The organism is Paenibacillus sp. 2TAB19 (assembly GCF_052115185.1).
Classification (GTDB): Bacteria; Bacillota; Bacilli; order Paenibacillales; family Paenibacillaceae; genus Pristimantibacillus.
Genome location: NZ_JBFRGE010000013.1, coordinates 1 through 25,218 on the forward strand (window position 1 = coordinate 1; position 25,218 = coordinate 25,218).

General features: G+C 47.4%; 26 protein-coding genes and 1 riboswitch. Of the genes, 1 reads left to right on the forward strand and 25 read right to left on the reverse strand.

Translation table 11 applies throughout. From position 1 onward, the window contains the following. The 25 genes from AB4Z33_RS08035 to AB4Z33_RS08155 form a co-directional block, all read right to left on the reverse strand. A partial coding sequence (locus tag AB4Z33_RS08035; RefSeq protein ID WP_442049427.1) for a GDP-mannose 4,6-dehydratase occupies positions 1–383 on the reverse strand: 383 nt, incomplete at its 3' end. 2 nt (positions 384–385) lie between these two features. After that, on the reverse strand, positions 386–931 hold the full coding sequence (locus AB4Z33_RS08040; RefSeq protein WP_442049428.1) for a GNAT family N-acetyltransferase: 546 nt from the start codon (positions 929–931) through the stop codon (positions 386–388). Position 932: 1 nt separating this feature from the next. After that, the gene (locus tag AB4Z33_RS08045; protein WP_442049429.1) at positions 933–2,000 is read right to left on the reverse strand and encodes an N-acetylneuraminate synthase family protein; all 1,068 of its coding nucleotides are present in this window, start codon (positions 1,998–2,000) and stop codon (positions 933–935) included. Next, positions 1,993–2,883, reverse strand: coding sequence for an SDR family oxidoreductase (locus AB4Z33_RS08050; protein WP_442049430.1), 891 nt, complete (start codon positions 2,881–2,883; stop codon positions 1,993–1,995). The genes AB4Z33_RS08045 and AB4Z33_RS08050 overlap by 8 nt, the downstream gene beginning before the upstream one ends. 5 nt (positions 2,884–2,888) lie before the next feature. Next, on the reverse strand, positions 2,889–3,914 hold the full coding sequence (locus AB4Z33_RS08055; protein WP_442049431.1) for a class I SAM-dependent methyltransferase: 1,026 nt from the start codon (positions 3,912–3,914) through the stop codon (positions 2,889–2,891). A 44-nt stretch (positions 3,915–3,958) separates the two neighbouring features. Next, a complete protein-coding gene (locus tag AB4Z33_RS08060; RefSeq protein WP_442049432.1) occupies positions 3,959–4,696 on the reverse strand; it encodes a cytidylyltransferase domain-containing protein in 738 nt (245 codons plus the stop codon). 1 nt (position 4,697) lies between these two features. Next, a complete protein-coding gene (locus tag AB4Z33_RS08065) occupies positions 4,698–5,735 on the reverse strand; it encodes an SDR family NAD(P)-dependent oxidoreductase (RefSeq protein ID WP_442049433.1) in 1,038 nt (345 codons plus the stop codon). An 11-nt stretch (positions 5,736–5,746) separates the two neighbouring features. Continuing rightward, positions 5,747–7,474 (reverse strand): motility associated factor glycosyltransferase family protein, encoded by a 1,728-nt coding sequence (locus tag AB4Z33_RS08070; RefSeq protein WP_442049434.1) that lies wholly within the window; start codon positions 7,472–7,474, stop codon positions 5,747–5,749. Positions 7,475–8,120: 646 nt separating this feature from the next. Then, positions 8,121–10,424, reverse strand: a complete 2,304-nt coding sequence (locus AB4Z33_RS08075) for a motility associated factor glycosyltransferase family protein (RefSeq protein ID WP_442049435.1) — start codon at positions 10,422–10,424, stop codon at positions 8,121–8,123. A 55-nt stretch (positions 10,425–10,479) separates the two neighbouring features. Beyond that, positions 10,480–10,806 (reverse strand): hypothetical protein, encoded by a 327-nt coding sequence (locus AB4Z33_RS08080; RefSeq protein WP_442049436.1) that lies wholly within the window; start codon positions 10,804–10,806, stop codon positions 10,480–10,482. A gap of 1 nt (position 10,807) precedes the next feature. Beyond that, positions 10,808–11,206 carry a flagellar export chaperone FliS gene (fliS, locus tag AB4Z33_RS08085; protein WP_442049437.1) on the reverse strand — a complete coding sequence of 133 codons (399 nt, stop codon included), beginning with the start codon at positions 11,204–11,206 and terminating at the stop codon, positions 10,808–10,810. A 19-nt stretch (positions 11,207–11,225) separates the two neighbouring features. Continuing rightward, positions 11,226–12,659 carry a flagellar filament capping protein FliD gene (fliD, locus tag AB4Z33_RS08090; RefSeq protein ID WP_442049438.1) on the reverse strand — a complete coding sequence of 478 codons (1,434 nt, stop codon included), beginning with the start codon at positions 12,657–12,659 and terminating at the stop codon, positions 11,226–11,228. 17 nt (positions 12,660–12,676) lie between these two features. Then, positions 12,677–13,042, reverse strand: coding sequence for a flagellar protein FlaG (locus AB4Z33_RS08095; protein WP_442049439.1), 366 nt, complete (start codon positions 13,040–13,042; stop codon positions 12,677–12,679). A gap of 157 nt (positions 13,043–13,199) precedes the next feature. Next, a complete protein-coding gene (locus AB4Z33_RS08100) occupies positions 13,200–13,994 on the reverse strand; it encodes a flagellin N-terminal helical domain-containing protein (protein ID WP_442049440.1) in 795 nt (264 codons plus the stop codon). 125 nt (positions 13,995–14,119) lie between these two features. Further along, entirely contained in the window at positions 14,120–14,356 is a 237-nt protein-coding gene (gene csrA / locus AB4Z33_RS08105) for a carbon storage regulator CsrA (protein ID WP_442049441.1), read from the reverse strand. 2 nt (positions 14,357–14,358) lie between these two features. Further along, positions 14,359–14,808, reverse strand: coding sequence for a flagellar assembly protein FliW (gene fliW, locus AB4Z33_RS08110; RefSeq protein ID WP_442049442.1), 450 nt, complete (start codon positions 14,806–14,808; stop codon positions 14,359–14,361). A gap of 87 nt (positions 14,809–14,895) precedes the next feature. After that, a complete protein-coding gene (locus tag AB4Z33_RS08115) occupies positions 14,896–15,471 on the reverse strand; it encodes a DUF6470 family protein (protein ID WP_442049443.1) in 576 nt (191 codons plus the stop codon). Between the two features lie 2 nt (positions 15,472–15,473). Continuing rightward, positions 15,474–16,376 carry a flagellar hook-associated protein FlgL gene (flgL, locus tag AB4Z33_RS08120; RefSeq protein WP_442049444.1) on the reverse strand — a complete coding sequence of 301 codons (903 nt, stop codon included), beginning with the start codon at positions 16,374–16,376 and terminating at the stop codon, positions 15,474–15,476. Between the two features lie 31 nt (positions 16,377–16,407). Further along, complete coding sequence (flgK, locus tag AB4Z33_RS08125; RefSeq protein WP_442049445.1) at positions 16,408–17,943, reverse strand: flagellar hook-associated protein FlgK; 1,536 nt, start codon at positions 17,941–17,943, stop codon at positions 16,408–16,410. Positions 17,944–17,958: 15 nt separating this feature from the next. Beyond that, positions 17,959–18,459, reverse strand: coding sequence for a flagellar protein FlgN (locus AB4Z33_RS08130; RefSeq protein WP_442049446.1), 501 nt, complete (start codon positions 18,457–18,459; stop codon positions 17,959–17,961). An 18-nt stretch (positions 18,460–18,477) separates the two neighbouring features. Continuing rightward, on the reverse strand, positions 18,478–18,753 hold the full coding sequence (gene flgM, locus AB4Z33_RS08135; RefSeq protein WP_442049447.1) for a flagellar biosynthesis anti-sigma factor FlgM: 276 nt from the start codon (positions 18,751–18,753) through the stop codon (positions 18,478–18,480). A 187-nt stretch (positions 18,754–18,940) separates the two neighbouring features. Continuing rightward, the gene (locus AB4Z33_RS08140; RefSeq protein WP_442049448.1) at positions 18,941–19,357 is read right to left on the reverse strand and encodes a TIGR03826 family flagellar region protein; all 417 of its coding nucleotides are present in this window, start codon (positions 19,355–19,357) and stop codon (positions 18,941–18,943) included. Between the two features lie 92 nt (positions 19,358–19,449). Continuing rightward, complete coding sequence (locus AB4Z33_RS08145) at positions 19,450–20,007, reverse strand: ComF family protein (protein WP_442049449.1); 558 nt, start codon at positions 20,005–20,007, stop codon at positions 19,450–19,452. Positions 20,008–20,306: 299 nt separating this feature from the next. Then, positions 20,307–22,286, reverse strand: a complete 1,980-nt coding sequence (locus tag AB4Z33_RS08150; RefSeq protein ID WP_442049450.1) for a DEAD/DEAH box helicase — start codon at positions 22,284–22,286, stop codon at positions 20,307–20,309. Positions 22,287–22,430: 144 nt separating this feature from the next. Beyond that, the gene (locus AB4Z33_RS08155) at positions 22,431–22,901 is read right to left on the reverse strand and encodes a hypothetical protein (RefSeq protein WP_442049451.1); all 471 of its coding nucleotides are present in this window, start codon (positions 22,899–22,901) and stop codon (positions 22,431–22,433) included. Positions 22,902–23,155: 254 nt separating this feature from the next. Then, a riboswitch (cyclic di-GMP riboswitch) is annotated at positions 23,156–23,237 on the forward strand. Between the two features lie 33 nt (positions 23,238–23,270). Here AB4Z33_RS08155 and AB4Z33_RS08160 point away from each other — a divergent pair. Beyond that, positions 23,271–25,115 carry a SpaA isopeptide-forming pilin-related protein gene (locus tag AB4Z33_RS08160; RefSeq protein WP_442049452.1) on the forward strand — a complete coding sequence of 615 codons (1,845 nt, stop codon included), beginning with the start codon at positions 23,271–23,273 and terminating at the stop codon, positions 25,113–25,115. Positions 25,116–25,218 lie beyond the last annotated feature (103 nt).

Genomic DNA, 25,218 nt, shown 5'->3' on the forward strand with positions numbered 1-25,218 from the left:
CGGTCGTATACCATGCAAGTGCTCATAAATACGACTTTGACATTATGCTTACGGCATTGTTCCATAATATAAAAGGTCCCGATTGTATCGTTATTAAAAGTCGTACGCGGATCGTCTATCGAATCCTGAACGTTAATAGAAGCTCCAAGATGATAGCAGATGTCGAATGCATAATTGTTGAATAAGGATTCAAGCAATTGTTCGTCAAGGATCGATCCTTTAATAAAGGCTTTGAAGTTCGGATGCTCACGAAACTCCGCAATGTTTTGTTCGCGTCCATTGGAAAGATCGTCAAGCGCCCATACGGAGTGCCCGTCGGCAAGCAATTGCTTAGTCACCCATCTTCCGATAAAACCCGCTCCGCCTGTAAGTAAAATGTTCATGCCTAATCACCTTTTCCTCTATTGTTATACTCGTTTATCAAACAGCTGTAATAAATCGATGCGTGCCAAATTCCTTCTGCCCAATGAGTATCTCTCAGCCTGCCGTCTTCTTTAAAGCCTATTCTTCCGAAAAACTTCTGTTTGGGAACATCAAATTCGTAGATTTCACCCCACAAACGATGTAGTCCAAGCTCATCGAAGCCATAGGCCATCATCACTTTGGCTGCATCATCCGCATATATCTCATCAATGTATAGCTCATCCGCTCCGATATAAATCGAGAAATCCGCGCTTCTATTGACCCAATCGATATAACATAATCCGCAGGCGCCTAGCAATCGTCCGGTAGACAGTTCTGTAATAGCGAACATGACCGTATTTCGATCCGAAAGAACAAACTTCTCGTACCATTGATTCTGGTTGTCGCTATTCAGTTCCCTATATTCGCGGAAGTATCTGCGAAATTGAGGCTTATTTCTCCAAGCCATCAATTGATTCAGGTCTTCTCGCTCTATCGCTCTTAAACCAACTACTTGACCATCCAACATGTTAGATCACCACATCCGTCAGGTACAAGGCTTCCCCTTGCTTTTTCGATACGGATATCTTCCTGCCGATCACTTGAGCAGCTTGGTAAGGAGCCAAAGAACCTCCAGGCGCCGGACGAAGCTCTTCCAGGTCCGCTTTATTAATCGTTTCGCCCGAAGCGATGTCCCTCGTCAACCGAAGGCAGCGGCGTTGAACGACGGACGTTTCCTGCTCGTTGTCCTCAATCCTTTTTACGCCGTCGCCCAAAGCAGCCTCCAGCTCTCTGCTTCGGTCAACCATCTCCCTCCATGTAACAGGATTCATGGAGAACAGATGATCCGGACCTTTACGATCATTGTCGTCCGTGAGATGTTTCTCGATTACCCTCGCTCCGTAAGCGATGGCCCCAAGTACCGTTGCATGGCCGGGCGTATGATCGGACAAACCGAGAATCGCATCCGGATAGCGCTGCGCATACATTTGAAGCACTCGCAGGTTAACATGCTTAAGATTGCCAAGATCCCCTGTGTAATTCGTATTGCATTGCATAAGCACAATTTGATCGTTATATGGTCTTATTGCCTCCATAGCGCGGTCTACGTCTTCTAAAGAAGATGCACCTGTCGCGATTAATATCGGCTTATTACATTGTGCGATTTTCTCAATAAGCGAAATCCAGGTAATATCGCCGGAACCGATTTTAAAAGCCGGCACATGTTGTTCCAATAACTCGATAGCTTCATAATCGTACGGAGTTGTCATGAAGTCGATTTGCGCTTCCTTCGCTGTACGAACAAGCTCGGCTGTCCAGTCGCGATTGCACTCGTATTGCTTATATACGTCAAACACGCTTTTTTCCCATGCGGATTGATGTCCTACTTTTAGATTCTCGAAACCTACCGCGCTTACGATTTTACTCGCTTCGAAATGCTGGAACTTCGCCGCATCCGCTCCCGCTTCCTTCGCAATCCAAATCAATTCCTTCGCCCGTTCCAAATCCCCGTCATGGTTCGAGGCTATATCCGCTATGAAGTAAGCCGGCAGATCGCGTCCGATCTCGAATTCGTTTATTCGGATAGTTTTATTCATGGCCAGCATGCCTCTTTTCTATAAATTCATTTTTGAGAGACGATATCACGCCTTGCAAATCAGGAAATGTGTACCCTACTTTGCTTTCTGCTCTGGATACGTCCAGCCCCAAGCTTTCCGCTCTCTCAATTCCGTCTTTAATTTGTACAACGCTGCCTTCTTCCACCTCGTCCAAACGGTACTCAAGCGATGTCGCTAACGCCTCGATAAATGTTTTCTTAGATGAGACCTCGCTGCTTGCTATGTTCCATACCCCGGCTGCTTTAGTAGCAATCAGATCAAAGAGAATGGCAGAAAAATTTCTAACATCTATGCTTGAAGTGAAATAATCTTTAAACATCGTAATCTTGCGCTGCTTCTGCAGGGAGTCAATCACCCACTCGACAAAGGTCTGCGATTGCTGGCAGCCTCTAAAGCCTACAATATTTGTCCGCACGACCAAGGACATTGGATTTGTTAATGCAAACGTCTCTCCGGCATATTTGGTCCGTGCGTATTCATTAACCAGATCCACTTGACTTGTCTCGTTATGTTTTTCAGAACCATGCCCCGTAAAATAATGATCTGTCGAAATATGTACGAAGTAACTATCGACTACACGCGCCGTTTTGGCCATTATGTCCACGCTGCGCGCATTCACCGCATAAGCATACCCGGGATCGTCAGTGCATTCTTTCAAATTAACCGATGCCGCGGCATTAATGATAAGATCAGGTCTGACATCATAAATAATTTGTCGAATGGAATCGTCATCCGTTATATCCACTCTGCGTTCGCCATGTTGACGAGAAACAGTTATGACCTCGTAATCTCGCAATTTGGCCTCATTATTCAGCGCTTGTCCAAGCATGCCTGAAGCCCCAAAAAGCAATAACCTCATCATGAACCTCACTCATCTTTTCTTTTTTTCAATAGGATATGCGTCTCGGAAGAAAAGTCTTTTTTGTCGAACAGAAGTTGAATCGCATCAATCTCTTCTGAAAACATGCCTTTAAATAGATCTAACGCTGAAGCACTGCAACTGGTATGCAGTTCATTGAGCATAAACCGATACAAGTCGATTGCATCCGCTCCGAAACTCCATTTTCCGATAAGATCGAATCCATATTCTTCACAAAACCACTGGGTATGACCGCCTGACAACAAACGATTAAAGTGATTTTGATTAACAAGCTCAAAATACACGCTTATCGAAAATAAAGGCAAAGATAAATAGAAGTACTCGATATGATCATTCTTTTTCACTTCTGCCAAAAACTCTCTAGGATTTACGAGATGCTCCAGCACTCCTATCATCGTCAGTACTTCGGATTCCGTATCCTGTACGATGCGAAGAATATCTTGCATATCGTTTTTCTCGACTAACGATTCGCCCAACATCGTATTTGCTAGCCTTACCTGTTCCTCGGACACTTCGTATCCTCGAACATCGTCTAACCCGAATTCTTTTTTTAGCGAATATACAAAATGTCCGCTCCCGGAGCCAATGTCGCAATACGACATTTCATTAGCGTTACGACCGTCTTCGACCAAACAATCCAATAGAAATTTCACCTTAGGGTTGTAAACCTTGCTTACTCTTTCTAAATATTGCTTATCTTCAACGGCTCTGTAGTATTTAGCGTAATCGCTTTCCGGACTTACGTAAAGCTGTTCCACAAAAGCCTGCGTATCCTCATATCCACCGTTCAAATGATTGCATCGTTCACAAAGATAATATTCTATATCATGTTTGACGAAAAACGCATTCCCAAAAGGATGCTTGCAGTTTTTACAAACTGATCTTCGCGGTTGTTGCTTATAAATCTCAGCTTGCCGCAAATTTTCTATTAAAAGTTCCTGATCCTTATCAAAAAAGTCCTGTTTGATATCCAGTATATCATTGCTTTTTTTCCCATACTTGACGAATGACAATCGAATCAATCCCCTTAATTGATTTGGCTATCCTATTCTAGTTGCTATATTAATGGGTTAAGTTTTTTCTGTTCGATATGCTTATTAATATCCACCAAYGCAGGATACCGTTTCATTAATTTTATCGCTTCGCTCCAATGAAAGGTATCGCCGGCAGTGTACAGATGATTGTATATTTCCGTTAAGTGTCTGTAATCCTCTTCCGTGTCCAACGTCCAGCGATAATGCGAGTAATCCGCGTCCCCGGTGTAATAAGCAAGTTTAAACCGACTCGGATTTTGATAAAAATACGGCGTTACATGTTCAAAATGATCGGCCGAATGCGCCTCTTGATAAGCAAGCTCTAGTCCTTCCATCGTAAACACTTCGGTATCCAAGCCACGCGGGAAAGTCCTCTCGATCGTATTGCTGGCGTAGTCAACTTTACGGTCCATAAAGAAACGGATCGTTTCGTTAGTCACCTCAGGATCAATTACCGGGCAATCCGACGTAATCCGAATGACGATATCGGCATTATATTGTTTAGCCGCCTCATAATAACGGGATAATACGTTTTCTTCGCTGCCTCGATACCACGCTGCTTCGATTCTTTCCGCCTCTGTTATGATGGCATCGTCACTCGGTTTAATTGTAGTCGCAATAACGACTTCATCGATCAACRGCACCTTGCGCAAGCGATCAACGACATGTTCCAGCACCGTTTTATCCATAAGCGGCATGAGCACCTTGCTYGGCAATCGGGTTGAACCCAATCTGGCTTGAACGATAGCGACTGTCCTCATTCTAGCTCATCACCATTTCGTAATTTGATTTAATCAATTGATTTTGAATTAACATATGTCGAATTTCTTCTTTGCTGACGATTGACGCGTTATTGGACGCATAGCTCTTTATCGGCGCAGGCTGGGCGTTTTCGTAATCGCGCTTGCCAATATACTGGTTGGGAATAACGAACATATCCGAAAACTCAAGCGCGTTAACCGACTCATCCTCCGTCATTAATTCTTCAAACAATTTCTCGCCCGGCCGAATGCCGATTTCCTCGATGCTTACTTCTGAAGAGGATATTTGCTGCGCTTTGCAGGTTTCTTCAATGACGACTTCCGCTAACTCCTGCAGCATGATAACCGGCATCTTCAGAATGAATACTTCTCCGCCTTGGGCCATCGTCATCGCTCGGATCGTGAGCTCCGTCGCTTGCTTAAGAGACATCATAAACCTGCTCATTCTGGAGTCCGTTAATGTGATGTTTCGTTGCCCGACAATTTGTTTTTGGAATAAAGGAATCACGGAACCTCTCGAGCCCATGACGTTGCCAAATCGAACGGCCGCAAATTTCGTTTTTCCCGCTCCCCCGTAATATTGGGCTGCGGAAATGAGCCTCTCTGCCATTAACTTAGAGGCTCCATATGTATTGGAAGGCGATATTGCTTTGTCCGTGCTCGTAAACACCGTCTTCTGCACACCGCTGTCGATAGAAGCTTGAATGACGTTCTGGGTTCCAATAATGTTTGTCTGCACCGCTTCGAAAGGATTATATTCGCACGCCGGTAYATGCTTCATTGCAGCAACGTGAAATACATAGTCGATATCCTGCATAGCTCGGCGAACTCTCGTGTAATCCCTAATATCGCCGATTAAAAACCGAACGTTGGAATGGTCTCTCAGCGTTTGCTGCATCTCGAATTGTTTGTATTCATCCCGGCTGAAAATACGCACAACCTGCGGCTGTTCCTGCAATATCGTTGAGACGAGAGATTGCCCGATCGTTCCTGTACCGCCGATGATCAATACTTTTTTATCTTTGAAATATCCTTGCATCCATATTCCCCCTAAGAGTGTGTGCTAGCCTTGCTGCCTTCTAAACGATAAAGCGTTTCACTAACAATACCCTTAAATTGAGATGCTTTACCAAGCATGGATTGTATGAGAGGCAACATAATCTTAATGGCAAAATCCGCTTTTTTAATGAGATTTGACTCCCCTGCAAATACCGGCAAGTCTCTTTCGAATTCTAGCAGTTCGTTTCTGCTTACTTTCAAATATAATCCTTGAAACGGATCGCTCCTTAGCATAGCTTTCCAATCAGAATCTATTTCCTGAAAGGCGCTCAAGCACTTGGACGGCTTTCTCCTGCTCCATTCCGGCAACTGCTTAAGCTGCCGTTCTAGCTTAGCTAGCCGTTCTTCGAACAGATCCATCTCCATCGGCAGTCTCTTAATTTTATCATTAATATACGAAATACGGGTTTCATTGTATGCATTGAGTTCGGCAATTTCATTCTTGACGAATGCGTCATCGACTAGCTCTCGTTCCAAGCTTTGATAGACTTGGCTCATTGGCTGATAGATCGTATGCTTTATTTTCGCCCCTTTGCTCGAAGCATTCACAAATCGAATATCGGAGAATTGTTCCAGCAGAGCTTCTATATTGGCAAGCGTTTGTCCCATGCCGGGGCTGATCCGGTTCCTTCCCCCTTGCACATTCTCGACAAACAGATCCGCACGATTAACAACTTCTTTCATTTCGTCATCGGTTTTATGCCGAGCTCCCGCCGCATACATCGTATTATCCGGATAGGACAAATCCTGGCCTGTAAAAACAATGGTGTGGCATCCCATAAATATCGCCGCTTGCACGGCTGTCCCCGTTACGGAATACGTCGAGAGGAAGCGCGGCTCTTCCTGCTTCACCTCCAGAAAGTGATCCATCGTACTATCGTTATCCAAAAAGAGATGAATAAGATTTCCATGATTTCGGTCGATAATCTGATAGTTGATCATAGGCGCAAAGACAAGAGGTATATCTTCAATATTAATGTTTTTAAACACATTGTAGTTCGGTTCCCCTCCGTCGATAGAGACGATTAAATGAGGAGTAATTCCATAATGGAGCAAGGATTGAATGGCAGAACCCGCAGCAATTAGAATAGCGTGTTTTTTGAGCTTATGCAGCCACTCAACATCCAGTTCCAGCGAAGGACCTGCACCGATAATGATGGCGGTCTTCCCCTCAAACTTATTTTTCAATCCTGATAACGAAGGCGAATGCAGTGTGGCTTGGAGATTGTACAAGCTATTGCGAACCCATTCCGTTCCGAACATTTCGGTCATCTTAATAGAGCTATTGAAGTTTGAAACGGCTGCTGCCGCTTCATTATAAAAGTGATCCAAATCATTTTTTTCAATGCGATCGTACTTAGGGAGAGCAAACAAGTGCGGCTCTCCTTTCATATATCTTGCAAAATGATAAAACATTTGCTCCTTTTGCTTTCTATCGGTTCCCAAAACGAAGTTGATGCCGGCATTACTTTCAAATAAAGATACGAAATCAAACACTTCCATCGCGGCCATAAAGATTTGCACATTCGGTTCATATATATATAATCGGAACTGCGGATATAGCTCAGCGTATTGCACGACCTGATATCCTAATCCAAAACCATAGAAGAAAACGCTCGTAGCTTCCGTCTCGTTAACAGCCAGAGAGCCGACCCATTTTGAAGCTTCGTAACCGGGATTATAGCGGCTGTGCAAAAATACTCCTTCGCCTTCTGACAACGCTACGCAAAGATTCGGGCTTCCGTTATTACTGTTCGTAATGCGGTACTTTTTCCAGTCCCTTGTGACTCCGCTAATCTGGGCATAAATGGAGGGCTGCTTCCTCCGAATATAATTCATATTCGATGCAAACTGTTCTTGAAGCTTGCTCGAGCCCGGCCCAAGATCGACGAACAGTTGGTCAAAAACCGGATTTAACTCATATATAATAATATCGCCTGCTCCTGCATAATCTTCTCGGTCCATATAATCGTTCATGATCCGAAACGCATCCTTGATGGCATCGATTGCCTGCTTAATATGCTTCTGCCCCGGATGGCCGGGATCCATGCTACCCAGGTCTTCGTTCAGACCCGACAACGTTTTGTACAAATCGTCTATTCCTTCAACGACATCTGAGACTTGCATCCAAGATTGATCATCGAGTCGACCATACATTCGGTCAGCAAGGTCAGAGGCTGCTGCGACTAGCTTCGGTAAAAACTCCTTTATTGCATCTATAGTCAAGTTAATGTCGCTCATTTGCCGGTTCATGGTTCCGCACGCCCTTTCGCTGCCTACTCTATATATCGGACTGCCAGCTTCATAATATAATAAAGCCCGTCAGAAAATTGCCGACGGGCTTCTAGTAATAATATCCAGTTTACTACTGTGTGGTTCTCAACCGATCGACTCGTACGATGGCCTCATCGATATAGGAAAGCAGCTCTTTGTTGACTTCCGAAAACTTATCGATCAGAGGACCCAATACAGCCACGAACAATTCTGCCTTCTTCTGAATATTTCTTTCCTCGGTCAATTCGGGCAGCTTTCGGTCAAGCTTATGCACGTCTGCCCCGACCACATATACATACAGCACTTCGAATGGCTTGCTCTTAACAATGATCCCCCAATGATCCTCAATCGCAGCCATGGAATTCAAGCATTTATCAGGGTTAGTGCGGCTTAGCTCAAGCAGCTGGTTCAGTTTTCTCTTTACTTTTTTCAGCTCCGATTCCACGTCGTTAATCAATTGTGGCAGATGTTTCAATCTGTCTTCGATTTCGGCTTTCTTAGACGACTCGTATAAGGCGCCTTTACTGCTCAAAGCTTGCTCTATGCGCTTTATCGAGCTGTCATCCGTGCTCATGCGTTCCCATATGCGCTCCATCGGCTCGAATTCGGTATGTTCGATTCTCGCTCCTAAGCGGCTTGCATTGATGAAACGGACGTTCTTCGTTCTTTTGATTTCCTCTTCGATATTGGCCAGCGTGACCTGCATCTTCATATTCGTTCGATTTTTGCCGCCCTGAACATTGTCTACAAGCTCATTGGCCTTGCCGACCGTAGCTTCCAGCTCCTGTAATTCGATATGCTGAGCACCTGCGGCATACATGCTTTCCGTCGGATACGAAAGGTCTTGACCGGTTAATATAATCTCTTGGCACCCTAAATAGGCTGCTACTTGAATAGCTGTCCCCGTCACGGAAAAATTGGAATGGAAGGGATGAGCCGCCCCCATCAGGTAGTGAGTAATGGAATCGCTTGTGAAAAATGCATGCATGTAATTATCGTTTCTAGGCTCCACGATCCGATACTCGATTTGCGGATTATAAACGAATAATGCATTTTGAAGCTTTATGTCTTTGAACGCCCTGTAATTTGCCTCTCCGCCATCCATGGATACCACGATATGCGGCTCAATACCGTAATGCTGCAGTGATTGTATGGAGGAGCCTGCCGCTATAATGACACAGCGGGATTTCAGCATCTTTAACAGCTCGATATCCTTCTCCAAAGAAGGTCCTGCACCTACGACAATTGCAGAAGCGCCGATCATCGTGTCTTTTAAATTCGTGATCGGCCTCGTATCGAGATTAACCGCCGTGTTGAACAATATATTTTTAGCGTGCTGCAGACCTAACGCATTCATTGTGCTTAGATTAATTAGATAAGAAAACGTCGCTTGCTGAATGAACTCCCGCAGCTTTAACTTCTCGTTGTAATAGAGCTGATTATAGAGAGGAATTTCAATATTCGTTACCTTGCTTCCGTTAACGGCGAAGAAGTCTTTCATAATCTCTTCGATTATGTTTTTTTCTTGTCCCAGAACGATCCGCTCGATCTTTACGGATTCAAAAAACGCCTGTAGGTCCAGCGTAAGCATGGCGGCCAGCAGCACCTGCTCGTCCGGTTCTACTACATAGTATTTTACGTCTTTCATATGTTTGGAAAGCTCTAAGAGATGGTGGCCCAATCCAAAGCCGTATACGATTATATGTTGATTGCCCTCTACTTTGCCTAGTACGGTCTCGACCCACCGGCCGACTTCATAGTCGGGATTGTATTCGCTGTACAAGAAGGCGGAACCGCCGGACTGTTGTTTAATATGTAAATTTGCTGCACCGTTCTTGGCACGAACCAGTTGATAATGAGCCATATCCCGCTTCAGCGTCGCAAGCCTTTGCCCTATTTTCGGATGTGCGGCTGACATGATCTGCAAATTGCTCGCAAATCTGGCTTCCATCGCGTCCCCTTCTTCGCCAAGATCATTGTAGAGCTCTTCGATAAGCGGCATAAACTCATATCGAATGATATCGCCTACCGCGAGATGACGATTCAGATCAAGCTGTATGTTCAATTGGGCAAAGCGAATCTCTATGGCCGATGCGGCTTGCTTCAAAATATTTTGCAACCCGTAGTCGACTCCGTAATCCAACAAGCCGTTACTCGCGGCATTCAAGGTTTGATACAAATCATCGATGCCTGCTACTACCTGGCTGAATACTTCCCAGGATTCCGGATTCATCTGGTCGTAAAACAGTTCGGATACAGAATCGCTAGCTTTGTGTAGACGCGGTAAAAAAGCTTTAATTTCCTCTATGATCTCGAAGATTGAATCGATCTCGTTATGCATCGCCAACCGTCCTTTGTATGTAGAAGTGGTATAGTTGTATATCGGCAATTGCATTCCGTTTCATAAGAAAAACTGCCAGGTATAATAACCCAGCAGTTTCTCGTTCCTACTATTCTTTACGATCTATAAAGTAGCTTTCCGCAGCCATCACCTGATCGTATTTGCTCTTATTCATCTGCGAATTTCTGAGCCTCGTCAGCTCCCGCGATGCCTCTTCTTTCAAAAAGTCCATACGGCCTACAATGGTTTCCTCGTAATGGCTGAGCTCTATTATCGCATCTTTATCCGCTTGCGTGAGACTTTCGGATTGCCGTAGCTGCAAAATGACCTGATCACGCAACGAAAGAAGCGTATCCAGCTGCTCTTCGAAGACTTGTTCGATATTGTTGGCCGTATCTATCGTTAATTCCATCAGCCGTACAAGATCTTCCACCATATCAAACCGTATCCGCAGCGGACTGCGAACGACCAGCACCGCCGTTAGACAGCTGCTTCCATGCTTCCAGCAAGCTTTGCAGATGAGAAATGACCTCTTCGGCCATTTCGGCATCCTTTCTTACGTTCGACTGAATAAGGCAATGCAGCATATACTCATAGATTCTTAGCAAGTCATTGGATATGGGATAGTCAAAATTAAGGGAAGCGATCAATTCATTAATAATCGCCTGCGCCTTAATAAAATTGTTATTGGCTACCTCATACTTACGACCTTGGACGGCTTCGATAGCTATTTTCGTAAAACGTATTGCCCCTTCATACAGCATGATAGTCAGTTTTTCACCATTGGCTGTCTGAACGGAAGATTGCTGATAGATTTGATATGGTGAATTTATCATCGTACACACTCCTTATGAACTACATAAAGCTGGATAGAGAGCCTGATTGCGAATTGAAACGATTAATTGCTGTTTCCATGGCCGTAAACTGTTTATAATACTGTGTCTCGAGTCGATTAAGCTTCGTGACMATCGCCGATTCCCTTATCTTCATCTGGTTGATCTCTTGGCTCAACGTGGAATTGACTAGAAACGACGACGAAAGATCGGTACTTGTAAGCGATGTGCCTGCCTTCTTGGATAATTCGGTCAAGGCATCCATAGACGCGTTCGTCATTTTCCGAAATACGCCTGTTGTGTTATTCGAGAATAGATCGGTCACTTCGCTTGGATTCGATTCAAGCGCATTACGGAGCGCAGTCTCGTCCAATACGAGCTTGCCTTTCTCCGAATAACTGCCTGTCGTAATGCCAATAGAAAGACTCTTCCCGTCCCCATCTTTTATGCCTGCCACAAGCGATGTTGCCGTTAGACGCAAGTCCGACACATATCTGCTCAGCGTACTGTCATTCTTCAGCGCTCCGCTTCTGGCTTTGTCCTGCCAGGTCTTTATGTCGTCCTCGTTCATTTCCGCTTTCTCTTCGCTGCTTAACGGAGCGAAATTGCGGAACTTGGCCTCGGACAATTCGGAATTCAGAGATCCAATCAGCGAGTTATAGTCAGCAACGAAGGCCTTAATGGTCTCGACAATTTTGCTCGTATCCTGCACGGCAGTAATATTAGCCGGTGCTAAGGTCTGCGTCATTGCCTTAACCGTAAAGTCGACCCCGTTAATATTGAAACGGTTGCTCGCCTGCGGTCCATACGTGATCCCGTTTACCGTAACGCTTGCATCGTTACCAGCCGTGATTTGGGTCTTTGGAGCAGGGAAATTGACATCGCTAAGTGTGGAAGCACCAGTCTGTGTAGCAGATAAGGAAAGCTTGCCTGCACCATCATAGACGGCAACAGCTTTGAAAGTGCCGCTATTTTGGTTTATGAACTTAGCCAATCCGTCTAGTGTGCTCTCTTCATCCACGTATAACGTTTTCCCGTTAATCGTAATGTCAACTTGACCGGCAGGCGTTCCTGTCCCAGCAGCAAAACCCAGGTCTTTCAGACTCATCGACGGGTCTGCGAAGGTATAAAGATCGGTTGCAGCCGTCGCTACCGAAGTAACCGAGACGGACAATGTCCCCGCTGCCGTAGAGTTGGTTGAGTTAACGGTAAGCGCATTGGTATCGCCGCTTACTTGCGATGTCTTAGCGCTGATTGCGTTCGATAGCGTGTAAGAGGAAAGCTTATTGTTTCTAAAATCAACGATTTTAGTGCTCGCCGAACGAAAATCTTCCTGCTTCCATTCCGAGAGCGTCCTCTTTTTCACCATATTATTGTAAGTTGTTTGACGAGCTTTCATAAGCTCTTTTACCATGGAGTCTACATCCAGACCCGATGCCAAACCGGTTAATCTCATCGGTGCAACACTCCTTTCTAAACCTTTTCGTCAATCATAATGCCTGTGAGCTCTATGATCTTGGCAGCGGCATCCAGCAGCTTTTCCTCGGGAAATTGACGGATGACCTCGCCGCTTGTTTTGTCTTTCACTTTATAAACGACTTGTTTGGTGCCATCATGAATGGATCTTTCAATCGTTGTATCGGGGCCCTGAATGGCCTTAAGAATACGGTCCAGGCTTTCCTCAAGCTTTTGCTTGGATACCGGGCTTTCACTCTTCTTGATCTCGCTCGTTTGCGTCGGTTCTACTGCTTTTGTCTGTATATCTTTTCCGGCTCCGGTGCCTAAGTTCTGGATTGATGTATAGCCTGGCGCGGTGTTGCTAGATGATAAATTAATCATCGCATGGCCACCTCACAATTTAATTTCCTTATTTTTATTATCGGATCGTACGATCGAGATTGTTAGTGCAAATTAACTAGCGTGATCTATGTGTTTAAATAGAGAAAGGAGACCTTGGCTATTCCAAGATCTCCTTTCTCTATTATTGCGGAATAAATTAACGGAGCAAGGACAGTACGCCTTGTGGCTGCGAGTTCGCTTGAGCCAACATAGCTTGGGAAGCTTGAAGAAGGATGTTGTCCTTCGTAAGCTTAACCATTTCGCTCGCCATATCCGTGTCACGGATACGGGACTCGGAAGCTGTAAGGTTCTCAACCGTAGTACCCAAGTTGTTCGAAGTGTACTCAAGACGGTTTTGTTTAGCACCCAGCGTAGCACGTTGCGTCGATACTGCTTTGATTGCATCTTCGATAGCGGAAAGCGCGCCAGTCGTAGCGGAAGCTTTGAATGTGCTTGCTTTGCCTACGAAGCCCGATTGTGCGATACCGGAGATAAGGATTTGTTGTTTGCTGTCATCCGATTGGATGTTAACGCCARCGGAAGTGTTGATTTTGATTCCGTTGAACGTCGTCGAAGTCATGATTTCGTCGATTTGGGAAGTCAGCTCAGTAAGCTCCAAGTCGATGTTCGATTTGTCGGAAGTCGAGTATGTGCCGTTAGCTTTTTGAACAACAAGCTCTTTAATACGGCTAAGCATGGAGCTAACTTCGTTCATTGCGCCCTCAGCAGTTTGTACGAAGGAGATACCGTCTTGAACGTTGCGTTGAGCCATTTCAAGACCGCGGATTTGTCCGCGCATTTTCTCGGAAACAGCAAGACCTGCAGCATCGTCAGCAGCGCGGTTGATGCGAAGACCGGAAGATAGTTTCTCCATCGATTTGCCAGCAGAAACGTTGTTAAGACCCATGTTACGGTGCGTGTTCAATGCAGTGATGTTGTGATTAATACGCATTGTTATTTCCTCCCTGAAATAAGTAGTTGATATCCACATCCATGTGGATTGCTGAGTCAGGTCGGCCGCCCTTGATCAGCTATATTACTTATATCGACAGGCAAACAAAATAGTTTATAGCATTTTTAATCTTTTTTTATTTGGCTGAACTGGTTTTTCAGATCGTCCTTGCTGATTGCCGATTGCAGTGATTTCAAGTTCATGTCTTCAATCGAGACGTACAGCTCCTTGCGCAGAATACCGATTTCCCTCGGGGCGGCAATTCCGATCTTAACGCCGTCGCTCGATATTTCCAGTATGCTGATCTCAATATCGTCCCCGATTAAGATCGATTCATTTTTCTTGCGTGTCAATACGAGCATCGTTAGTCCCCTTTCCCTGCCGCGACGAGCAATTCCGAGAATAACGGCTGACGGATGGAATAGTTATCGTTCGATATTATATACTGAACCGCCGTTCGACTGTCTTTATTAATAATGATAGGCGCTGTCAGATTCACGGTCGCGTTCACCAGCTCATCCCTGATACTTACGATACTGTACACGGCTACCTGCTGCTCTGTCTCGATGGCCAGATCGGATTTCAGCTGTTCGGACAATTCGAACTCGTACTCCTTAAAAAAGTCAAAGGGCGATACGATAATAAAGGAAAGCCCCGCTTCATCAATCGACTGTAGAAATTTAAACGGCCCTTCTTCCATTTCTACAACGATGTAGCTTTTGTTGGATTTAAATCCCGGTATTCCACCATTAAACGTAATAACTTCTTCTTCGCTGCCTTCCAGCTCTCCGAAACGAGTGGTTTGTATAATCAAATGATTCACGCTCCATAAAATGGTTAATTAAAACAAAAAGCTATAGAATCGAGGTCGATTATATAGCTTTAACAAATTATGACGTTATTAATGGGTCAAGTCAATAATTGGCGGTGTAACCGTTATCGACGCATACTGTTCCATATATACCTTTACGTTGCCTCTATTATACTGAATATCCGGCTTATTCACCTTCACGTTAATATCCGCTCGACCGACTTGAACATTCACTTCAGGCTTAGTTATTACGGCTTGAAAATCAACGTTGTCGTAAGAGGCGGGACCGAATACGTTGAGCTTCAAATCCTGTTGCGATAACGACTGCTTAGCCACATCGGCGACTGGGTTCCCGCCTGCGGTAAGGTCGCCTATTTGATTATATTCTTGAACCTTTGACTGGATATAGCGGATCGCGCACTCCTTGTAAGAACTATAGATGCGATTCCAAAACGCTTCGGGCTTGCCGCCCGTCAGCGCATCCCACGTCTTCGTCATATCAATCATAACGACAGGCTGCTCCGTCTTAATATCAATTACCGTGTCGGACGTCTGAACGTCAATTGTCGCCGAATTCTGTCTGATGTCATATTGTCCGCTCTGTGACTGAATACCGATTCTCCCTGGAACGGACTGGATCTGTATTTGCGGAAGAGGTACCGTCATAGCTAGCTTAAGAAGTCAACCAGCGATTTGCTGACGATTTTCGCACCGACCGACAGAGATGCTTGATAGATGTTCTCGTTGATTTGGGCATCGATCAGCAGTTTTTCATAATCGGCATCTTCCGTTTTTGACTGCATATCCGTCAAGTTAATCTCCATGTCCGCAAGACGGTTCTGCACTAATTCTACTCGGTTCGTACGAGCACCAATTTCCGATCTCGCATTAATTAAACGATCCATACTTGCTTCAATGTTCGGAATTTCTGAGGTAACAGCCGAGTGCGTTCCATTATCCAAAGCGGCTATGACGCGGTCAAGTACAGAGAATACATTGTTGCCGGTACCCGCTGGGTCATCAGCTCCAAATACTTGATTGCCCGACAAATTAATGTCCAGCGTCGAATTAACGCCAATCGCATAGTTGATAACACCCGTATCGGTAGTGTCTGCCTTTGGGTCTGAACCGTATGGCATCTGGTCAAACTTCTCACCATTAAATACGTACTTGCCATTAAACTGGCTGTTTGCGATATCCTTCAATTGCGATTTCAACTGGATGATCTCGTTCTTGACGTTATCAAGCGCAATATCCGGATTGGTGCCATTGGAGCCTTGAGTCGCCAATTCCTTGACACGCTGCAAGACCTCGTTCGCTTGACCCAGAACCGTATCGTTGAAATCCAGCCACGATATAGCGGAGTCGACATTTTTCTGATACTGCTCATTTCCTGATATTTCCGTGCGATACCGGACCGAATAGGTAATGCCGACCGGATCGTCGGAAGGCTTGTTCAGCTTGCGCCCCGTCGCCGTCTGTTCCTGCAGGCTGGCCATTTGGCCCATATTACGATTCAAATTGCGCATCATATTCAAATGCATCATGCCTTGCGTAACGCGAAGTGACATATCATAAACCTCCTTCTATGCGTCTAGTCTATTAGCGGCCAACCACGCCAGTGCCGTTGATAAGTTTCTCCAGCATCTGGTCAAAAGTGGTCATAAACCGTGCTGAAGCGCTGTATGCGTACTGATATTTGATCAGATCGGACATTTCCTCGTCGAGCGAGACGCCGCTGACCGATTGCCGGCTGCTTTCTACTTGATCGAGCTGCGTCTGCGTATTCGTGTAAATCCGATTCATTTCCTGACTTTGAACGCCCAGCGCGCCGACAATCGCGCCATAGAAGTCGCCGATTTTGGCGCTGGTAATGCCTCCTCCGATAGCCGTCTCGTCGAAGGATACCTTCACATCCTTCAGTTCGGACATAAGAAGTGCAAGTCCATTATTTCCTTTGACTACGGTCGTGACGCCTGCTCCATCCGTCGAAGTGCGAAGGGATGTGGCAATCTTGTTAGCATCCGATGCAATCGTCGGATTAAGCGTTATACTGGCTGCCGTAATACCCGTGGCTCCAAGCTTGAACGTAAAGAAATCTTCGCCTTGTTCAGCCGGAGAGCCCAACGAATAACCAAGCTTATGCAGGCCGTTTATGCCTTGAACAGTGACAACCTCCGGAGCGGTAGTAGCAACCGTGGTGCCGGGCTTCACCCATCCTGCCGGGACGGTAACCTGAAATTCTCCGTTCGCCAGCGTGTTGGCGAGCGTATCCAGTTGTTGCCGGAACTCCGATACGTAGGTATCTCGCGATACGATCATCCCGTGAATTTCGCCGCCGGTAAGCGTGCCGTTCGCTACGGCAGTCTCAACATCTTGGGATGTAATCGACGTCATTGTTCCGCCCTGCACCAGGTTCGTGTTGCCCATCGTGATCTGATAGCCCAGCTCGGAATCGGCGACGTTGATATTGACGATCTTTGAAAGCTTGTCGGTCATCAAATCCCTTTGGTCGCGGAGATCGTTCGCATCGTCGCCTAACGATTCAATACGTCTGATCTCCGTATTCAGCGATGAGATTGTCTGAAGCAATGAATTGGCCTCGGTCACCTTGACATCAACGTTTTCCGTTAGATCGGCATCCAGATCGCTCAATTGACGGCTCAATTCATTGAACGTCTCGACGAGAGCTTTCGCGTTCTCCTGCAATATCTCGCGGCCGGTTACGTTTTCTGGATCTTTGCTAAGATCCGACCATGAGCTCCAGAAATTCTCAAGTACTGTTCTAATTCCCGTATCCGAAGGTTCATTCACATAACCCTCCAGCTTGCTTAACGTATCCGACTGGATCGATAAGCTTCCGAGACTTTGACTTTGCTCTCGATACTGTTCATCAAGGAAAGCGTTCCGGATGCGCGTAATCGAGGTAAACTCGACACCTGTGCCAAGCTGTCCTGGAGCGATGGAACGGTTCATGCCATAAGCTTCGATAGGCCGCGCCGCCACCATATTGACCTTCTGCCTGGAATACCCCTCCGTATTCGCATTTGAAATGTTGTGGCCTACCGTATTAATCGCTGCCTGTTGCGTGAACAAGCCGCGCTTCGCCGTCTCAAGCGAATGGAAGGTTGATCTCATCGTGTCATCTCCTTGTTAAGCTCTGGAATCGAACCAAGTATTCCGTTTATTGTTATGGTACTGCTGTCCCATCGGATGCTGGTAGGTTACATCCTCTGTCGGGTTCTCCTGCATAAGATCGATCGAGAAGTTAATGAATGAAAGCGACTGTTGAATCAGTTGCTGATTTAGATCGTTCACCTGCTTCAATTGTTGGAGCAATCCCGCCAGTTCCTGCTGTATCTTGATGAGCTCCTGCTTCTCTTCGGCATTGCTGACCGACTTAATGAGCTCCGTCATGACGCCGCTGCGGAATCGGAAGCCCATATCCTTGTAGTAACGCGCCGTCTCGAACACTCTTTTCTTCTCGAGCTCATCAGCAGACGTGATGAGCAGCTTTTCCTTCTGCGTAACGACGTTCAACTGAACGACGTCGTTGGCAAGAATAAAAGGTTTCTTGCATTGCTCCAGTTCGAGAAGACGTCCGTATAGCTCATGCTGCTGCTGGAGCAACTGAACGATCGCATTTGTCGACATATGGGTCCGCCTCCGTCATTATTCCGACTGATTGTTCTTCAAGTATGGCAACAGCTTCTCGGCGATTTTGCCGGCTTCAACATGATAGGTTCCCGTTGCCACCGATTGCTTGAGCTGTTCAAGCTGCTTCGCTCTCTCGGCGCTGCTCGTTTGGCTGGTTGCCAGTTCTTTGGCCTCAGCCGAAATTTGCACTTCGTCCTTCTTCTTCGTCTTGCTCGTCTCGCTCAAGCGAGATTCATTTTGCTTCTGGTAGGGGTTAAGCGCGCCGATTCGACTAGGTTCATTTATCTTCAACTTGTTCACCTCATTATTTATCCGTACTAACGCAAACGGCTATAGTAGTCGTTCCGTGATGTGGTATAAGCCTATTTATAAGTATATAACCTATAAATAATACTCATAAAATAAAAAAGCCGATTACCTTTACAAGTATTATCGGCCGCAGTCAAGTTATATTTTATAGATACAACTATATTTATAATTATCTGTCCTTGTAACGATCGAGCCCACGGTAAGCGCCCTGGGTCGACGAGAAACCCTTCGGTTCATCTTTCTTGGCTAGATTACCCTTCATTTCATTTGCAGCTTTCGCCAACTTGTTGCGGCAATTGTCGCATAAATGCCCATCCCTGATAAGCGTCCCGCAGGATTCGCATGGATAAGACATATTCGGTGCGTTCACCATAGAGATGCGGCCTTCGCGAATGAACTTCGTAATCTGCTTTATGGAAACGCCGGTTTCATCCGACAACTCCGTAATGATAGCTCCTTTAAATTCACGCAAGTAGTTTGCGCATAGCTCGTACTCTTTATCGATGTCTCTTGTACATACATTGCATACCTCTCTGATTCCTTTGGCAAAAAGCTTTCCGCAACGAGGACAATTATCCAAATTCATCGCCATAAGCCCTCCTCTTCGTTCTCTATCGAAACTATATACCTAGTTTAACGGATAGAGGCAACGTTTTCATTAGAAATTCAAAAAAATGCTTACGATCGGGCCCATGTGAGGACAAAAACCTCCAAAGGTACCGAACAGCCAGCTATTATTGCCTCTGCACAAGCCTCTGCCGTACTGCCGGTTGTATATATATCGTCTATTAATAGAATTCTAGCCTTTGTTCTAGCAGTGCGCTCAGTCTTACTGGTGTAAATATGCTCCAACCTTCCTAACGACCCTGCATCCGTACGAAAAAGCTTCTTCGTATCGCTTATGCGTTCCGAACGCGACTTGAAGCTCTGCTTCCCGGTGTGACGCTCGCGGTTAAGCAACGCCAGCAATGGCAACTGGTAATGAAAAGCCAGATGGGCGGCAAGCTGCTCGGCTTGATTAAAACCGCGCTCCTCTGCTCGCACGGAGCTTACAGGAACATAAGTAATACCGTCCCAGCAAGCCGTTGCACTTCCTCGCTTCAAGGTTTCGCCAAGAGCGAGAGTTAATTGCTCGAAGACAGGCTGCAGCATTGAACCGAGTAGCGGAGCCAACTCCTCATTTCCTCTATATTTATAGAGCGCCAGCCACCCCTTCATCGTATGATCATATTGCACCGCACTGCGGTTGCAAACGAACGATCGTTGCGGTTCGCGAATGCAATCGTCGCATCGGATGCCCCGGCCGCATCTTGGACATACGATGGGAGTCAGCCATGGAATGGAGGACAAGCAAGGTGAGCATAACTGACGTCTCAGTTGGGATGGCAATTTCAGAGCGCTAGAGCGCTGTCTCTTATCGGATTGGATAGCTTTTCGGCAAATTGCACATGTATCTGCACGTGGAGACAACCACTCTGCTTTATCTGTCAATGAACTTAGCCGTTTACCCAGCCAAGGGATAATGGATGCTGCGTTCATCGGCTTATCTCCTTGCTAGTAGCTTTCGGCAGTAAATACCCTTGCTTGCGCGCCATGCGATTCATCGACTTAATATGGCTTACGGCTCTCGCTTGGGAACGGTTATGCTCGCTGCTGCAAAAAAAGACACGTCCAGCGGGATCGTCGGCTGAGCGGCCTGCCCGGCCAGCCATTTGGACAAGCGATGCTTCATCGAACAGCCTACCGTCCGCATCCAATATGTACACATCGCTTCGCGGAATCGTTACGCCCCGCTCCAATATGGTCGTTGTTACAAGCACTCGAATCTTTCCCTCGCGGAATTGTTTCACTTTTGCAGATCGTTCATCGTCCTGAGAGGAAGTTGCTGCCACCTCAGCCAAATAAAGCTGTGATCGCAATAAGCCGGCCATCGGTTCCGATTGCTCGATTCGCTGAACAAAGACGAACAGCTGGGCTCCCCGCTCTACGGAGCGGCGCAGCTCGGATAATAGCGATTGAGGGAGTCTTCTTGTCTGTAGCAGTCTAGCAACCGTTGCCGTTCGAAGCAGCTTTGGTACGGGGAGCGGATGCCGGTGATAGCGCACCGGGACTCTTGCATGAGGCAGCGCTCCGCGTTTTGCATCCCGCTGCATGGCAAGAGGAGGCGTAGCGGACAGCAGCATTCTAACTGCGCCCGGCGCGCAGCTCTTGTCCGCCGCATAGTGCAGCGTATCGTCATTGACAAAAGGAAAAGCATCAAGCTCGTCAATAATGACCAGATCGAAGCTTTGCTGGAAACGAAGCAATTGGTGCGTAGTGGCCAGCGTAATGTCGCCTTGCTCCCACCTTTGCTCGCTTCCTCCATATAGAGTGACAACTGACGCTGTCGGAAACGCCTTACGAATACGCGGATCCAGTTCAATAACGACATCTCGTCTAGGTGTTGCAATAAGCGCCTTGCCGCCGCGCAGCAAAATGGATTCGATTAGAGGGAAAATCATTTCCGTCTTGCCGGCCCCTGTAACCGCCCATAGAAGAAAGCTCTTAATTATGCTCGTTGCATATGGAGCCGACTTCCTATCTTCCATGGGCGACTCTGCAAACCGAAGAGCCTTCGATGTTGCCTCGGCTTGCGCAGGACTTAGATCCCATTTGGACAACCTCTCCTCTACAGTCGAGAACTTGCTTGCAGGAATGAGAAATTGCCTTCCTCGTTGCCCTTGGATAAGCAGCTCGCATTCGCGGCTACGACCCATCTGGATGCAGCTTGAGCAATAAGCGCATGCTCTGCCGCAAGATGCGCAGGTTGTGCGGCGCATCTGTGGTTCTCCGCTGCCGCAGCGCAAGCAGCGAAGTTCGCGCCGGCTCCGGCGCAGCAGGCTTGTCCGGTTGCCGGCAGTTGCGGCAACCGAACCGTGCAGGCGCACGAGCCCGAGCAGAGCAGCCAGCTGGAGCACATCGCTCCAGCCGCTGTCCGCACCGGGCACGCCCGCGCCCTCAAGCAGCGCCTGCGCTTCGCCCCGCAGCAGCGCGCGCCCTTGCAAGAGCGCCGCAGCCTGCCTCGCGGCGGCGGCCACCGCCTCCAGCGCAGCCCCGCTATCGCTTGCCGCGCCACCCCAAAGCTCGCGCTCTACCGCCGCTCGCTCCCAGCGCTCCGCGCCCCCGCGCAGGCTATCGCCCTGCCGCTTCCCGGTGCGCATGCTCCGCCGCGCGCCGGCACCCTCACTACACGCTCGCGCCACATAAGCGGCGAGCCCGCCAATCACATCCTCGCCTTCACTCCCCTTCCCTCCTCGTCGCTCCTGCTCTCTATTCCAAAGCTCCGCCGCTCTGCAAGCATCTCCGAGCGGCAGCGGCTGCCGCCAAAGCCAACCTTCCATCGCCGCTTCCCCCGCTCTCCCCATACGTTGACCAATCGCATGGTGAAGCCAATACATCCGATCAATAGCCGGTGCAATTGTCGTATAAGCGCTCCATTTACCTATCTTGCAAATCACATACACATAAGCCCGCATCTTTTCCTTGCCTCCCGCATATTGTATTTCTTAGTGCGTTACCGTCTTCCCTAAACCAAAGAACGCAAAAAAAGCACACCCGAGGCGCATTAAGCGCTACAAAGTGTGCTTCACTTTCCTTACCGATATTAATTGTAGTATATACTAGAACGGCATTTTGGACAAATCAACCGGATTTTGCAAATCGATCAGCACGGCTTGGATACCATCCTTCAATATGCCTTCAGCCTGCAGCTGCCACATAAGCTGATTGGCATCGCTTTCTCCAATCGTTACACCTGTTTCCAGGCCGGTGTCATGGCGGCTTCGCTTCAATATTTCCGGTAGTTCGTGTACGGTAATCTTATTCCCTTTCCGAGCCATTCGATCAACAATAGCAAGCGTCTCTGCACTTGCGCCATTATCAACGACCGTGACTTTCACCTCATTGCCCGTTTGGCGAGAGAACGTCATTAAAGAACGCATATACCATTCCATATTATGCTGATCCTGGTCGGCTATAAGGACATAATGCTTGCTCGCCCGCTTCCGTCCTTGCCGTATCCAAAAAGCCAGATGAACCGACAATGCAGCCGCTATATAACATCCAATGACAAGAAGCAGAAGTTCCAACACGGCGGTCACCTCCTCTATGCGACACTATATGCGATATAGCGCCCACAGGTTCCGGTAAAAGCGGACAAGTTGAAAAATAGGTGGTTCGTCGTGACTTTCGACACGGGCATATTCTTTCCTACATATTTCAACATTTTAACACCCTTGCAGAAATACCAATATATGTTATCATTTTAGAGCAAACCATAGCATAAGTAGTATAGGAAAGCAGATAGAGTGGAGGAAGGGGGGAGAGCACCTCTTATCATTCATGCTTTTTAGGGAAGCGATGATGTATAATCTGCATTTGGACACTTGGATTATACGGAGCTAGTAGTGTAACCGGCCCTCTTAGAACTAGATTATCCAAATCTAAGAGGAGAGTGAACAATGAAGTTGGTCAAAAAACAGTTTGCGGTCATCTTGTCCATCATGCTCGTCTTGTCCATGTTCCTTGGCTCGATCGTCATGGCGCAGGGCACGGAAAACACGGGCGAGGAGTCTGCGGTGGAATCGACTTTGCCGCCTTCCGAGGAAACAGTTGTCCTCCCGGATGAGGAAAGTGCGCCACCTTCTGACGAGCCTTCCGAAGTACCCGCAACGAAGTTGCCTTCTCCTGAAAGCCTAACGGAATTGTTATTTACAAAAAGCGGCGGCGGTGGCGGCAGCAATTGCATCGGCGGTGGCAGCCCGCGGATATCCGGAGAAGGTATCCAAGGCACCTATGGCGGCGACTGGGGCGACAAATGCGGCAACATCAAAGTCTACAAAAAGTACTTCTATGACGATGATGACACGAAAGCCCAAAGCGGCGTAACGTTCCAAGTACTTAAAGGCGGCACAGTAATTACCTCTGGCACAACCAATAACTCTGGCTATGTAGAATTCGAAGATCTGGAACCGGGCGACTACAAGGTAGTCGAGGTCGTCCCGGCGGGCTTTACAACTTCGATCTCAAGCAGCGGCCAGTCGGTTAAAGTCGAGAAGGGAAAGACGAAAGAGGTTAAGGTATACAACACCCCTATCCTATCCGTCATTGCCGCTTGTACGGACGATCCTGGCCAATCCCGCAAATGGATCGTAACGAACGAAAGTAACGTGAAGTTTTATTTTAAATGGAAAACTACTGGTTCATGGCATGAAGAATACATTTATGGAAATGACTCATCGCCAATCGACGTCTCGGGCGCTCCTGGATCGATCACGATCAAATGGGGCGACGACTACAGCAAATCACTAACTGCACCAAATCCAGGCGAAGACTGCACACCACCGACTCCTACGCCAACGCCGGAGCCGACTCCTACACCAACGCCGGAACCGACTCCTACGCCAACGCCGGAACCGACTCCTACGCCAACGCCGGAGCCGACTCCTACGCCTACGCCGGAGCCGACTCCTACACCAACACCGGAGCCGACTCCTACACCTACGCCGGAACCGACTCCTACGCCAACACCGGAGCCGACTCCTACACCAACACCGGAGCCGACTCCTACACCTACGCCAGAGCCGACTCCTACACCAACACCGGAGCCGACTCCTACACCAACACCGGAGCCGACTCCTACTGTAGAGCCGGAACAGCCGGAACTTACTATTACGAATGTATGTACCGTTAATCCGAGCTCCACTCGCAAATGGAGAGTGCACAACTCGAGCAATGAAGATATCACCATTACTTGGTACGTACTCGAAGGCAATGACGAGTCTACTAATGAGGTGACTGTACCTGCAGGAAAAACGATTACGATTACGGCCAATACGATAACGACCGAATCGAAAGAAAACACGATCAGAATCGTATGGTGGGGTCCTGGCGAGTCTTCTAACTACGAGGAATTGGTGAACAACGGAACTCGCTGCGCAACGTCTCCTCCGGAGACGCAGACGCCGGATCCGTCACCTACTCCTACGCCGGAAGTAACGCCGACTCCAACACCGGTAGTAACACCAAGCACAGAGCCAACACCAACGCCCGAAGTAACGCCTACGCCTACTCCAACGCCTTCCACTGAGGTAATTGAAGAGGAAGAGATTCCAGAAGGCGGACCTGGCGACGGTGGAGATGGCGGTGAAGATGACGGCACCGTCATCGAAGAAGGCGAAGTACCGCTCGGCAATCTTCCTAAGACCGGCGATACAAGCTCGCTTCCGTTCTACCTGCTTGGAGTGTTCGCAATCACTGCCGGTATCTTCGCTTACCGCAAACAACAAATCAAGAAACAAAGCTAGTTCAAGAAGCCGCGTCATCTTGAATGACGCTCAGCCTTCGAAATAACCTCGGAATCGTCCTTTGGGCGCTCCGAGGTTTTTTCTATCCTCTCCCTCCGCCTTC

Bases quoted from the DNA above. Each gene is read 5' to 3' on its own strand.
- AB4Z33_RS08040 (WP_442049428.1), bottom strand. From the start codon at position 931: ATGTTGGATGGTCAAGTAGTTGGTTTAAGAGCGATAGAGCGAGAAGAC.
- AB4Z33_RS08045 (WP_442049429.1), bottom strand. From the start codon at position 2,000: ATGAATAAAACTATCCGAATAAACGAATTCGAGATCGGACGCGATCTG.
- AB4Z33_RS08050 (WP_442049430.1), bottom strand. From the start codon at position 2,883: ATGATGAGGTTATTGCTTTTTGGGGCTTCAGGCATGCTTGGACAAGCG.
- AB4Z33_RS08075 (WP_442049435.1), bottom strand. From the start codon at position 10,424: ATGCAATTGCCGATATACAACTATACCACTTCTACATACAAAGGACGG.
- AB4Z33_RS08080 (WP_442049436.1), bottom strand. From the start codon at position 10,806: ATGGTGGAAGATCTTGTACGGCTGATGGAATTAACGATAGATACGGCC.
- fliS (WP_442049437.1), bottom strand. From the start codon at position 11,206: ATGATAAATTCACCATATCAAATCTATCAGCAATCTTCCGTTCAGACA.
- AB4Z33_RS08095 (WP_442049439.1), bottom strand. From the start codon at position 13,042: ATGATTAATTTATCATCTAGCAACACCGCGCCAGGCTATACATCAATC.
- csrA (WP_442049441.1), bottom strand. From the start codon at position 14,356: ATGCTCGTATTGACACGCAAGAAAAATGAATCGATCTTAATCGGGGAC.
- AB4Z33_RS08115 (WP_442049443.1), bottom strand. From the start codon at position 15,471: ATGACGGTACCTCTTCCGCAAATACAGATCCAGTCCGTTCCAGGGAGA.
- flgL (WP_442049444.1), bottom strand. From the start codon at position 16,376: ATGTCACTTCGCGTTACGCAAGGCATGATGCATTTGAATATGATGCGC.
- flgK (WP_442049445.1), bottom strand. From the start codon at position 17,943: ATGAGATCAACCTTCCATTCGCTTGAGACGGCGAAGCGCGGCTTGTTC.
- AB4Z33_RS08130 (WP_442049446.1), bottom strand. From the start codon at position 18,459: ATGTCGACAAATGCGATCGTTCAGTTGCTCCAGCAGCAGCATGAGCTA.
- AB4Z33_RS08140 (WP_442049448.1), bottom strand. From the start codon at position 19,357: ATGAATTTGGATAATTGTCCTCGTTGCGGAAAGCTTTTTGCCAAAGGA.
- AB4Z33_RS08150 (WP_442049450.1), bottom strand. From the start codon at position 22,286: ATGCGGGCTTATGTGTATGTGATTTGCAAGATAGGTAAATGGAGCGCT.
- AB4Z33_RS08160 (WP_442049452.1), top strand. From the start codon at position 23,271: ATGAAGTTGGTCAAAAAACAGTTTGCGGTCATCTTGTCCATCATGCTC.